Annotated in this window: 3 protein-coding genes; 1 reads left to right on the top strand and 2 read right to left on the bottom strand. The window is 36.6% G+C overall.

The window, feature by feature from the left end; all coding sequences use genetic code 11:
* The first annotated feature begins 3,149 nt into the window (after positions 1-3,149).
* Positions 3,150-5,144, top strand: coding sequence for a protein kinase domain-containing protein (locus tag ACP6PL_RS15935; RefSeq protein ID WP_426546241.1), 1,995 nt, complete (start codon positions 3,150-3,152; stop codon positions 5,142-5,144).
* 262 nt (positions 5,145-5,406) lie between these two features.
* On the opposite strand, the gene ACP6PL_RS15930 is transcribed toward ACP6PL_RS15935, so the two are convergent.
* Together ACP6PL_RS15930 and ACP6PL_RS15925 are read right to left on the bottom strand one after the other, a co-directional pair.
* The gene (locus ACP6PL_RS15930) at positions 5,407-10,971 is read right to left on the bottom strand and encodes a trifunctional serine/threonine-protein kinase/ATP-binding protein/sensor histidine kinase (RefSeq protein WP_426546240.1); all 5,565 of its coding nucleotides are present in this window, start codon (positions 10,969-10,971) and stop codon (positions 5,407-5,409) included.
* Between the two features lie 842 nt (positions 10,972-11,813).
* Positions 11,814-14,482 (bottom strand): hypothetical protein (locus ACP6PL_RS15925; protein WP_426546239.1); only part of this gene is annotated, 2,669 nt, incomplete at its 5' end.

The following is a 14,482-nucleotide window of genomic DNA, read 5'->3' as shown; positions in this document are numbered from 1 at the left end:
CTTCAATTCCCGAACGGTTTTAACCAGAGGTAATTATCAATTATCCATTAATGAATTGTGACTGTTAGATATGCCTCTTACATTCTGTTGGCCTAGTCCAGGATGATGGAAATAAGTGACCAGTGACAAAATACTCAAAGCCTTACCAATCAAAACTTATGACTTCCCATCCAAGAAGGGGTTAGGGGTGGGTTGAATTCTGAATTCAGACTTCCCCGTAGCGGTACTAGCCTTTCCGCAGGAAATGGAGACCTCAGAATTACTGACTCATATCAAATCCGGTAGTATTGGTTAAAAAAGCATAGAAACCGGGTTTGTATCAAATGCCCTACAATATTAACATTGACCTCAAACAAACCCGGTTTCTTGTTACTCCGAAGCAAGCGGATTTGATATCAACCCATGAATTTTGACTTTTGAAATTTGCTTTTCACTTCCGTGAAACGGTATAGTTTTGCTAATAAAAGCTTGATTATTCAGAATTAAATCTTACTACAACAGCCAGTTTTTCCACATTCATTTACATCTTCTCCTTAAGCTTAAGGTTTTATTGCTGTTAGCACAGTTCTGACCTACTAGGAGGCTAGCTGACAGCTAATAGCTGAATGGTTACATTAAAGTATGGGTTGAGAATAAATTTGCATACAACTGGAATGTCCAAAAATTTTACATAATGAACGAGCCAGCGAATTAAATGTAATTTATCTCAGAACTCACGCATGAGGTACAAAAAACTATGGTTTGAGATTACTATCTGTTCCGGAGTGCCCCGCAAATCCTGTCAGTCGTAATGACAAAATACCTTGTATTGTGTCAGTCCTATTATCTAAAATAGTGCTTTCATCTCGAACCTTACCTTTCTATAATTAATAGTCAGTTGAAATACTAGATATCTTAGCACAATCAATTTCCAAAGTGCAATTTAAGTAACTGGACAAAATTAATTACACAAAGGACTAACAATAATATATTACTTGATAAATGTTAAGTATTAATCTTAGTATCACACGATATTTTTCAGAGAAATCAATTTGCTTTGTGCTACGTTAGAAAACTTTACAAATAGTCTCTGAAGATTATGAAGAACATCCCCACAACAGCCAAGCCTTCATTCATATTTCAATAAATATCTCCATAAAATAAACTTGTTCTTTATTCAATATAAGCAAGAAATAACCAAGAAAAGTAAAAGTAACTAAAAAAATCATTTTTAGTAGCTTTGGCTCGAATATTTGTTGCCTATTGCTTGTTGCCTATTTCCTATTATTTGTTGTCTATTTCCAAAAATAGTGCTTTACTTGAATAATACTTCAGTTATTAAGTAATTACCTTGATATAATTATCTTTTTGCTAATTTTAGCCAACTCCCCCCTCTGCCCACCCTCCCACAGGCTTTTCAGGAGTTATGGGTCAGTCCCCTGTTCAATCAAATCTAGAAAAGTTTTTGAGAAAAAATATTATTTGTTGCCTACTATTGCAAAAGGTCTATATCTTTTTTGGAGATGTCTAATGATACTATTGCAAAAGGTCTATATCTTTTTCGGAGATGTCTAATGATTAGTTTAATGGGTAGTGCGTTAAGGAAGTGTGAGAAATGTGGCAAGTAGGAAGAATAATTGTACCTGTATCTTTACAGCGGTTTTCATATGAATAAACCACAATGATACTAACTCCTAACTCCGTACGGACGTTGCATGCAACGTCCCTACATCCTGACTCCTGACTCCTAACAATCAGTTTAGTGGTCTACTCAACTGAAAAGCGCTGTAATTGTGCCAGTCTGCCTTTCGTCCTAACTTTTTGGTCTTAAAGGCTGAAAAATTTGCACATTTTTCCCGACAAAAATCCTGAAAACTCACATTATTCAGTGCTTTTAGATGATTATTGACCAGCCCGACTTACTTATCCCACACTTTACTGATGCACAACCGTCTAATGCTCAGACGGTTAGCGATCGCTACTAATAGTTCAGAATTCTTTACCGAATAGTTAAGGTATAAAGCCTCTCCTTTAAAGGAGAAACAAGCGGTCGTTTGCGGAGCATGACCTTAGGATGGGATGGCGAGGTTTCCCGCTCTTACAGAGCCGCTCCGCTTTTCATGTCGGCTCAAGCGCCGAAACGCCATATCCAATCACCAAGAGAGAAAAAATTTTCCCTACCGCGTTAATCCTCTCCCTAAAAGGAATAGGTAATTATCAATTATTCATTATTAATTATCAATTATTGAAAAACAGCCTCTAATATCATTAGGACTTACACAGTACAACCTATTTCCCTCATTGCCACTAAAAGGGTTTGCGGAGCAGTCCGGAACGGATAGCAATCTCAAATCCTAGTTTTTCCTAGCTCATGCGTAAGTCCTAATCATGTTCGGTTGAATACTTAGGGTTTGCTGAATAAATCTCAAGGCATAGGCAGATAAAGGTGTGAGCATTTTCAAGTCCGGAAAAAGTAGGAGATTTTAAGCCAGGGTAAGCTCAAAAAGTTAATATTTGGGTAAGAGTTAGGGAGGTTGGGGCAAAGGATAATTTTTCTGAGTAGCTCCTGTATAACTCCCTGTCTCTGTTTACTCTTCACTACTCCCTACTCCCTACTCCTTCCCTTCACCATCAGACTTTTGAGCGCAACTCCTACTTATATCATGTCCGGTTGAATAGTTATAATTAAAGTTCATAGAATAGCTCTCAGCCCTAAGTATATATCGGGCTGAAGCCCTACTACAAACAAAAACTTTTTTATCACTGATTATCCGGAGATGATATTATAAATCATTAGGAAGGAGTCAGGAGTTAGGAGGGAAAGAGTAAATTTAGAATTAAGAAGGTTTATTCTCACTAATTATCCAATTCAGAACTTAGGCATTAGGTACGAAAAACTAGGGTTTGAGATTGCTTCCCTATCGGTCGCAATGACGAAAATACGTTGTAATGCGTAAGTCCTACAATTCTTAAAAATCCAAAGAAGAGGATTGAATAAAAAGATTTTTTTATTCTTGAAAGGAGAAGGTTTAAACCTTAATTTTTCAGTAAAATTGGGGAAATTTCAATTTAACCCAAAACCTACCACCTTCTTCAAAATATTATTAAGACTACTAACATTCAGCTTTGGGGAACAATTAACATAGAGATAGTAGCCTAATCTTGTTAATATGAGTTATTGCCTTAATCCCCAATGCCAAAATCCCCAAAATCCTGAAGGGACATTATACTGCCTCGCCTGTGGGTCAAAGTTGCTGCTGAGAGAAAGATATCGCCCTATTAAACCTATCGGTAGGGGTGGGTTTGGTCGTACTTTTTTTGCTGTGGATGAAGATAAACCTTCTCATCCTCCTTGTGTAATTAAACAATTTTTACCTCAAAATACTGGCGACCCAAAAAAAGCTGCCGAGTTATTTCAACAAGAGGCTGTTAGATTAGATGAACTTGGTCAACATCCACAAATTCCCGAATTATTAGCTCACTTTGAACAGGATAATAATCAATATTTAGTACAAGAATTTATCGACGGTTCTAATTTAGCTCAAGAGTCAATAAAAAAGGGTCCGTTTGATAGTAATCAAATTAAACAAATCTTGAATGAATTATTACCAGTTTTACAATTTATTCACGAACATAAAGTAATTCATCGGGATATAAAACCAGAAAATATTATTCGTCGGAGTTCTCTTCCACAAACTACTGGATGGATGACTAATACTAATCGATTAGTCTTAGTTGATTTTGGTGCAGCTAAAGTTATTACTGGCACTTCCATAATGCAACCAGGAACAATAATTGGAAGTCCGGAATATGTCGCTCCAGAACAAGTAAGAGGTCATGCTATTTTTGCCAGTGATATCTATAGTTTGGGAGTAACTTGTATTTATTTGTTGACTCAAGTATCTCCTTTCGATTTATTTGATGTAATGAGAGATAAATGGGTATGGCGAGATTATTTGAATCAATCTATTAATAGTATGTTAGGGAGAATTCTTGATAAAATGCTGGCAGCTAATCCAAAAATGCGTTACCAGTCTGCTGGGGAAGTAATGAAAGAATTAAACCCAGACGTGAAACTCCCTACTATCCCTAATATCTCTGCACCCACACCATCCCCAACTAGAACACCAACACCATCTCCAACTCCCACTAGACCACCTATACCGACATACCAACCTCCTAAACAGCAAACAAAACAACCCACAAATTCTATTACTGCACCGCCTCATGTTGTGCAACCAACTGTTATTCCTCAACCGCAACAGTCAACTTGGAAATGTGTCTTGACTTTGACCGGACATTTTGACTCGGTAAATTCGGTAGCATTTAGTCCGGATGGGGAAATGTTGGCGAGTGGCAGTCGAGATAAAACTATTGAAATTTGGGATATGAATAAAGGTAGACGTTGGTTTACTCTCACTGGGCATGGTGACTCTGTACAAACAGTAGCATTTAGTCCGGATGGGGAAATGTTGGCGAGTGGCAGTCGGGATAAAACTATTGAAATTTGGGATATGAAAAAAGGCAAACGTTGGTTTACTCTTATTGGTCATTCTGACTGGGTGGATACGGTGGCGTTTAGTCCGGATAATCAAATGTTGGCAAGTGGGGGTAGGGATAAGGCGATTGAAATTTGGAATTTGCAGAAAGCGAAGCGCTGGTTTACTTTAATAGGACATGAAGATCGGGTTTATACTGTTGCCTTTAATCAAGATAGTGGAATTTTGGCAAGTGGTAGTCGCGACCAAACTATTAAAATATGGGATTTGCAAAAGGCAAAAGAGTTATCTACAATTAAAGGTCATTCTGACTGGGTGCGATCGCTAAGTTTTAGTCCAGATGGTGGAGTATTAGCTAGTGGTAGTAGGGATGGCACGATTAAGTTATGGCAGGTTTATGGAGGAGAGCTTATTTCCACACCCATACAAAATTTGAAGTATGGTATAAGTGATGTTTTGTCGGTGACATTTAGTCCGAATGGGAAAATAGTTGCCAGTGGATATCGCAATGGCAGTATTAATTTATGGGATGCTATTACTGGGGAATTGTTGGAAACTCTGAATGGTCATGGTAGTGATGTATTTTCGGTTGTGTTTAGTCAGGATAGTAGGAGTTTAGCGAGTGGGAGTAATGATAAAACGATTAAAATTTGGCAAGTTCCGTGAAATCAGTTATCAGTTATCAGTTATCAGCTCTGCTAAAATTGTGGGTAAAACCTAACCCCCTAACCCCCTTCCCTTGTAGGGAAGGGGGAGAGGAAGCCCCTCTCCTTGCAGGAGAGGGGTTGGGGGAGAGGTATCCAAGGTTGCTCGCTCAAACACCCACAATTTTAGTCTTGACACGGCACTACGATTTTTTTCGTTTAATGAACTTGGTAGCGATCGCTTGGGCAATTTATGACTACTATATTCAGCTATCAATTATCAATTATCCATTATCCATTGGCATCTTAATAATAAACTCTGTTCCCTGACCCAAATTACTAACACAAATTAGTTCTCCGGAATGACGCTCAACTACAATTTGATAGCTAGTATATAATCCCAAACCAGTACCTGAACCTACTGGTTTCGTGGTAAAAAATGGGTCGAAGATTTTATTAACAATTTCTGGTGGAATTCCTGGGCCGTTATCAGCAATTTTTATTTCAATAAATCGACCTTCAGTTGTTGCTGTAGTAATTGTAAGGGTAGGATTAAAATCAGAATTTTTTCCCTGAATACTAACTTCATTTAAAGCATCAATAGAATTATTCAGAAGATTCAAAAATACTTGATTTAACTGATTGGGATAACAAGTAACTAATGGTAATTTTCCATAATTTTTAATTACTATTATTTCTGGATATTTTACCTCACAATCTTCTTCTTGAAAACTATGCAACCGATGTTGTAGAATTAGCAAAGTAGATTCAATGCCTTCGTGGATATCTGCTTTTTTGATTTGAGATTCATCCAAGCGAGAAAAATTCCGCAACGAGGCTACAATATCCCGAATTCGTTTCGATCCTGTTTGCATCGAACCTAACAAGTTTGGCAAATCTTCTACCAAAAAATCTAAATCTATATCGTCAATTATTGCTTCAATTTCAGCCGTTGGTTTCGGATAAGTATTTTGATAAGCAGTAATTAAATTTAACAAGTCATTAACGTATTCACTTGCTGGTTTGATATTACCATAAATAAAATTGACTGGGTTGTTAATTTCATGGGCAACACCTGCCACCATCTGACCTAAAGAAGACATTTTTTCGCTCTGAATTAATTGAGCTTGGGTTTGTTGTAAATTTGTCAATGCTTGCTCTAAATCAAATGCTTTTTTGCTTAAAGCTTGAGTTTTTTTCTCTACTTCTGCTTCTAAGATATGAGAATAGTTTTCTACTTGTTGATACAAACGAGCATTTTCAATTGATATGGCAGCTTGAGAAGTTAAAATTTGTAATGTTTCAATCCGATCGCTTGTAAATGCTCCGACTGTGAGATTATTTTCTAAATACAAAATCGCAATTAATTTTCCTTGCTTGGTAATGGGAGTACATAAAACCGATCTAGGTTGTTGGGTAATGATGTAGCGATCGCCTGCGAATTGAGATGTGGCACTCAAGTTATCAAAAACTGCAATTTTTTTACTCCTGGCAACAGAATAAATCAAACTTTGAGGTAATTCTTGACATTGAGCCAGAGGAATTTGCAAGTTTTCTGTATGGTTTTGATTTGCCTTAGCGACAACTAACCATTCAGCTTCTCGATGAACCACTAAAAATCCTGTTTGCCCTCCCCCATTGGCGAGGGAAATTTGCATCAGAGTGGCTAAGAGTTTCTCTAACTCTATTTCCTCAGAAATAGCTTGGGCAGCTTTCATCACTGCCGGAAAATCTAATAAATTCGAGTTTTGGATATTTGTAGTGGTATTTATGCTGCTCCTAACACTGGTAGAAATTGTTCCCTCAGATCCGATCGCTGAGTTAGTTGGTTGCAAAATAACCTGTAGTAGTTGTGGATATTTTTCTTCTAAGTAGGTAACTTTCCCCTTCGATCCCCATCGTGCATAACAGTAGTAGGCTTCTTGCATATATCCGGCAGCAACTTTTTCTTTTCCCCAATGCAGATAAAATTTAGCTGCTAATTCATTCGCTAAGGCTTCTTCGTGAAGATATTGATTTTCTTTTGCACCTGAAATTGCTTTATCATAGAACTCAATTGCTTCAGTTTTCTGTCCTAATATTCGGTTTTTTTCTGCTTCTACCAAATCAAGTTTATGTTGATGATTCATTGGGGCATGATACGCCCATTTACCCAAACATATTTGATAATTTTTTACTGCTTCAAGAGTATTATTTTTTTCGATTTCTGACCGTTCTGAGTATAATTCTAAGTAGGTTAATGCTGCATAAAAATGAAAAACTGGAGTCTGAATTTGTCCTACTTTTGTAATTGAATAGCCTTCGGCTTTGACAATATAATCCAAAGCATTTGTATAGTCACAAAATATATAAGCTAACATCAATTTATAAGCATATATAAAAATGAGCGAACTAACATCATTATCCTCATTGTACTTAGGAATCATCAAACTTTCATCATAAGCTACACCAGTTAATAAATCCGGTTGGTCAATAATTTTCCTCAAGTTATGGGCTATTTGTTGTTGCATCTTTAGGTAAGCTAAAGGTGATTGTTGCTTAACATTCTCCAAGATAATACAGTAATTTTCAATTTCAGTTTCCCAATCCTGTAGCTCGACTCCAGCAAACAAATTATCAACAAAATAGTGAACTATGCTATAGCCAGCATAGAGAAAATCACCAATTTCTATACTTGCTAGATAAGCCTCTTTCGCCGTAATTATTGTTGCCCTTAGTGGTTCTCGATGATGCTGAAGAAAAGTACAAAATATAAGTAAAGTTATGCACTTGAACCTCCGAACATTTAATTTATGAACTAAATTTAGTGCAACTCGTCCAAAGTAATACCCCCTTTCGACTTGTTCCAAAAAACTAGACAACATCAAGCCATAGGTTACATACCCGATGCTTGATGCGGAAGTATTCCCAAATTTTAGGGATAAACTGACCATTGTCGCACCCAGTAGAGGCAACAAGCCTGGTTTTGCTTGGTGCATGGGCGGAAACAACATTGCTAACAATTCCATCCCGGCAATTATTCGGGGTTCACTCATCACAGGCAGGTTAATTAATTCCCCTATTTGTTTGCCTTGAAGTTCCTTTTCCAGGGTTTGTAATGCTTGTTCTATAAACGCTTCGTCTGCATCTAAAGGGAACGTAATCTCCAATTTTTCCAGGGCTTCTTGGCCGACAGCGAGTGCTTCTAATATCTGAGTTTTAGCTGTCAGTGCGTTGATTTTAATCTCATAAATTTTTACTTTATCTAGTATGGTTTTAGCTGATTCCAAAACCTGAGTTGCCATTGCTTCCATTTCCTCAAATTTACCATTCAAATAAGCAGTTTCGGTGGCAGCTACATACAAATTCAGAGTTAATTCATACTGAGTTTGCCAACAGTTTTTAGGAAGTAAATTAATCCCGATTTGCACAAAGTTTCTAGCAGCAACATAAGCAGTTGAATTTCTAGCTTTTTGTGCTGCGGTTAAGTTAAGTTTCGCTAAAGTTTCTCTCTCCTTGGGTTGAGTAATTAACTCAATTGCTATATTAAAATGCCCGACAATATCAAATAGTTTTTCTTCCTTTTCTATTTCGGATAAGTTTTGTTGTAGTAATTTTCCAATTTGCAAATGAGTTAACTGTTTTTGGTCTTCTGGAATTAGGAAATAAGCAGCTTGTTGAACTCGGTCATGTAAAAATCTGTATCTGGCATTTTGTTTCTGATAATTTTCATCTTCAGGACTAAAATTATCATTTTCCTCAAGCTGATAAAACTTATATACATCACTCACTGGTAAAATTAAACTTTCCTGCAATGCTTTCCATAAGAAAGTCGCCGTGTTTATTTCTGATGTTTGTGAAACAATTGCCAAAGTTTGTAAATCAAACCCAGCCCCAATACAAGCTGCTAGTTTAAGAATATCCTGAGTTTCTGTTGGTAATTTCTGCAATTGTAATGCCATAAATTCTACGACATCATCTGTAATTGCTAATGCTTTAACTTGGGCAATATTGCATTCCCAATGTTGAATATTCCAATTAAAGCGAATTAATTTATCCTCATATAATGCTTTGAGAAACTGAGTGGCAAAGAAGGGATTTCCTTTTGTTTTTTGATAGAGTAATTTTGTTAAAGGTTGGGCAAGAGATAATTCACAATTTAGGGTGTCTGCTACCAAGTGATTCAAATCTGATTCGATTAATGGTGATAAAGTAATTGTATTTACTATTGCCTTACTTTCGATCAGTTCATCTATAGTTAAAACCAAGGGATGAACTGGGGAGACTTCATTATCTCGATAAGCACCTAATAATAATAAATATTCTGTATCTTGCAGCAATAATTTCAGTAGATTTAATGAAGCTGAATCTGCCCATTGTAAGTCATCCAAAAACATTACTAAGGGATGTTCTTTTCGGGTAAAAACTTTGACAAATTTTTGAAATAATAAATTAAAGCGATTTTGGGCGGCTGTTCCCGATAATTCTGTGGCTGTTGGCTGTTTACCAATGATATTTTCTAATTCAGGAATTACATCTATTAAGACTTGTCCATTTTCACCAACTGCTGCGAGAATATTTGTTTTCCAAATTTCTATTTTGACTTCTGATTCTGATAATAATTGCCCCATTAAATCTCGGAAAGCTTGAACAAAGGCAGAAAAAGGAATATTGCGATTAAATTGGTCATATTTGCCTTGAATAAAATAGCCCTGTTGCCGAACAATTGGTTTATGAACTTCATTAATAACTACAGTTTTTCCAATCCCTGAAAAACCTGCAACTAACATTAATTCTGCTCCTCCTCCCCCCTTATGAAGGGGGGATTGAGGGGGGATTTTCTCTTTACCAAGGGGAGGGGAGATTTTTTCCTGACTAAGATTAGGGGAATTACTAACTCGTTCAAAAGCATCTAATAGTTGATTAACTTCTATTTCCCGACCATAGAGTTTTTCGGGAATCATAAATCTGTCGCTAATATCTCGCTTTCCTATTGGAAAATCTAAGATTTTTCCGGTGTCTTGAAGTTGATTTAAACATTTTTCTAAGTCATACTTAATTCCTAATGCACTCTGATAACGATCTTCGGCATTTTTAGCCATCAATTTGCTGACAATTTTTGATAAAACTGGGGGTATTTGTGAATTTATTTGATGAATTTCTATAGGTTCTATTGCCAAATGAAAATGTAATAATTCCATTGCATCTTCTGAGACAAAGGGTAATTCTTCTGTCAATAATTCATAAAAGGTAACACCCAAGGAATAAAAGTCGCTGCGATAGTCGATACCTCGATTCATTCGACCTGTTTGTTCGGGAGAAATATAGGCTAATGTGCCTTCTAAAATATTAGGATTCTGAATTTCTTGGGTTTCTCGTGGGAGGAGAGAGGCAATACTAAAGTCAATTAATTTAACTTGTTTAGTGTGAGGATTAATCAGAATGTTGGCAGGTTTAATATCTTTGTGAATGACTCGGTTTTGGTAGAAATAGTGCAGGGTTTCTGTGAGTGGAATGGCTATTTCGAGAAATTCTGTTAAAGGTAAATATTTATATTGAGGATTTTTATCTGTGGCTATTTGGAGATAATTAGATAGGGAAATTCCACCCATATCTTCCATAATTAAGGCATAGCCATTGCCATATACTTCTAGGCTTAAGGGTTTGATAATATTAGGAAAATCGAGATTTTGAGCAATGGTATATTGGTTCCGAAATTGAACTATTTCGTTAAAGTTTGGGTATTTGTTTCGTAGTAGTTTGATAACGACGGGTTGCTCGTTACTGTTACGGATACCTCGATAGACTAGAGTGCGAGTACCTGAATACAGTTGCTCTGTGATTTGATAATTGGGTAAGTTAGGGATCATGTTTATAATTTATTTCTGCTTTGTTAATTTATATAAATTTTGACAGGGTTGAACCAAGGCTTTCTAGCAACTAGATAAGTATATTTTTGGCCATCAAGCTATTAATGTAGTTGAGAAATACTAAATAATATTATGTGCCCCCTTCGGGGGAGCTACGAATTGCGGTTAAATAGTTATTATAATTACAGTTCGTAGTAGGGCTTCAGCCCTATCTACAGTTCGGGCTTCAGCCCTACTACAAACCATATACTTTATTATAAGTAATTATCCGAACATGATATAAATTGAACTTTTCCTAAGCTTCTTTCTAATTTTATATCATCCTTGGTAAAACACTTATAATCAGACTGCTTTTTGAGAACGCGCTTATCCGAAAAAGACTCCAACGCACCCTACACCCTTGGCACTGTCATTGCGAGGGGGGCAGAGAAATCAATTATTTTGCTGGCTCCAATCATTACCCCCCGTGGCAATCTTTGGCATCATAGTCAAATTGCGAGATTGCTTCGGCTCAGAAAGCTGCTTTCTCCAAGAGGTTAACTTATTCGACGACGCCTCGCAATGACAACTTATATCAAGTCCGGTAGCATCAGTATTGTAACTAAGGGTAAGGAAGAAGGAAGAAGTAAGAAGAAAGAAGGCTTAAAAGCTGGAAAAAACTTAAATTTCCTGTAGATATTTACCCTAACTTTTACACAAACGATACCAGGGGACATGATATTAACCACGAACTAAACCACTGGCACTGTCATTGCGAGGGGGGCAGAGAAATCAATTATTTTGCTGGCTCCAATCATTACCCCCCGTGGCAATCTTTGGCATCATAGTCAAATAATGACAACTTAACCACGAACTAAACCACTAAAACCTGCTACCCATAGAGATGTTAATATCCAACCAAAGACTATGTGAACCCATAAATACCATTTAAGTAAAGCACCAGTTTTTACTTTGAATAATATTAATGGAATTTCTCTACCTTTTTTAGGATTTGGCAGCCAATATGTTTGTTGATGTAGGTCAACTATTGGGATGAATGTATCTAATGAATATAACCAGAAGTTAAATTCTGGATAGTCTATATCAATGGTTTTATTATTAGTTTCTTCAGTATATGGGCTAATTTCTGAAGACGGTGAAAATAGGCATTTATTATTGGATATTGAGTCGGAACAATTGTGATAGCCTAAAGCAAATACATTCCAACCAAAAGATATAAAAATAGAACTCCAAACTAAGGCTTGTGTGGGTTTATAGCCGTATGCTATTGTTGCATCTAGAAAGTAATTCCAAAATTTACTTAATCTATTGAGTTTTGGTCGAATGTCTCTTTCTTTATGAATTAATATTTTTGTAGCGGCATCTGGATCGCCTTCTTTTTTTAAAACTTCAGCTAGTTGTTCGTAAGTTTGAGGAAAAAATTCTGGTTGAAGTCTCAGCCATTTGAGGCGGGTTTTTGCATCTTTAAGAACTTTAATATTATCGTCTGTACCAAGTTTCTGATAAATGAAACCATCAAGGTTTAAATTGTTCTTTTGAGGCCAACTTTCTTCATCGTCTCTGAGGCGACCTATTCTGGCAAATTGTAGGTCTATTTTCATGTAGTGAGATTCTATTTTTTGATACTCTTCTTGAAGTAGTGATGCAATTTGATTATTCTTTATATTTTTAATGAAAGGATATAGGAGACGTAAATATAGGGGTAAAGTTACTTTTTCTTGTTTAATTTTGACCATACTTAAAGTGTCGTCTACTCTGGCACTAACGAAATAAATGTTCCCTTGAAAAGTTCCTTTGTCTAATAAAATATCTCCTTCAACATTGATTCCTTCGGCAGATAAAACATTTCCTTTTTCGTTGGAAAAGTTACCATTAGTGCAGTCAAGATTTCCTTTAATATTTGCTGCTGTTAAATCTACTTCTCCCTCAGCTTTGAAACCATCACTTAAACTGATATTAGTTTTAACTTCTATATTTTGAGCATTAAGTGCATTTTTGCCGGGATTAGAGAAATGAGCTTGACGACAAGAGAGTTGACCTCCAATATTCGCTCCAGATAGACTTACCCTACCCTCAGCTTTGAAGCCATCTCTGAGAAAAACAGAACCTTTGACTTCCATACTATGGGCAAAGAGCGCATCTTTTCCTTTATTAGAGAAATGACCTTTAATGCAAGAGAGTACACCACCAATGGTACCTCCAGATAAACTTACCCTACCTTCCGCCTTGAAGCTATCTCTCAGAAGAACATCAGCTTTGACTTCTATATTCTGAGCATTGAGCGCATTTTTTCTTGGATTAAAGAAATGAGCTTGACTACAATCAAATACACCACCAATAGTAGCTCCAGATAAACTTACCATACCCTCAGCTTTAAAGCCATTTTTAAGAAAGACATCAGCTTTGATTTTTATACTCTCAGCAAAAAGTGCATCTCCTTCTTGATTAGAGAAATGACCCCTGATACAAGCAAGTTGACCTCCAATAGTAGCTCCATATAAACTAACTTCTCCCTCAGCCTTGAAATCATTACTTAGAAAAACAGAACCTGTGACTTCTATATTATTAGCAGAGAGCGCAGTTCCTCCTTTATTAGAGAAATGACCTGCATTACAAGATAGTTTATCGCCAATAGTCGCTCCAGATAGACTAACTTTACCCTCAGAGTGGAAGCCGTTTCTTAGAAAGACAGAGCCTTTAACTTCTATACTCTGAGCAATTAGCGCATATTTTCCCGGATTAGAGAAATGACTTTTACTACAATCAAGTTGACCTCCAATACTAGCTCCAGATAGACTTACCCTACCCTTAGCCTTAAAGCCATTTTTAAGAAAGACAGAGCCTTTAACTTCTATACTCTGAGCAATTAGCGCATATTTTCCGGGATTAGAGAAATAACTTCCACTACAAGAAAGTTTACCACCAATATTCGCTCCAGATAAACTGACTCTACCCTCAGCCTTGAAATTATTACTTAAAAAGACATCAGCTTTGACTTCTATACCCTGAGTAAAGAGCGCGTCTCCTTCTTTATTAGAGAAATGACCTTTAATACAGGAGAGTACACCATAAATAGTAGCTCCAGATAGATTGACTCTACCCTCAGCTTTGAAGCCATCACTCAGAAAGACGGAACCTTTGACTTCTAAACCTTGAGCAAAGAGGGCATCTCCTTCTTTATTAGAAAAATGACCTTTAATACAATCAAGTTTACCGCCAATATTAGCTTCTAATAAACTGACTCTACCCTCAGCCTTGAAATCATTTCTCAGAAATACAGAAGCTTTGACTTCTATATTCTGGGCATTGAGGGCATATTTTCCTGGATTAGAGAAATGACCTCTACTACAAGAGAGTACACCACCAATAGTAGCTCCAGGTATACCAACCATACCCTCAGCTTTGAAGCCATCACTTAGAAAGACAGAACCTGTGACTTCTATATTCTGAGCAAAGAGCGCATATTCTCCTGGATTAGAGAAATGACCTCCACTACAATAGAATTGACCAC

The sequence above is a fragment of the Dapis purpurea BLCC-M126 genome, assembly GCF_050015975.1.
GTDB lineage: Bacteria > Cyanobacteriota > Cyanobacteriia > Cyanobacteriales > Microcoleaceae > Trichodesmium.
Note: the sequence above shows the minus strand (reverse complement) of the source record. Positions and strands in the feature narration are given on the sequence as shown.

Coding starts and splice junctions, on each gene's coding strand:
- ACP6PL_RS15935 (WP_426546241.1), top strand. CDS start 3,150: ATGAGTTATTGCCTTAATCCCCAATGCCAAAATCCCCAAAATCCTGAA.
- ACP6PL_RS15930 (WP_426546240.1), bottom strand. CDS start 10,971: ATGATCCCTAACTTACCCAATTATCAAATCACAGAGCAACTGTATTCA.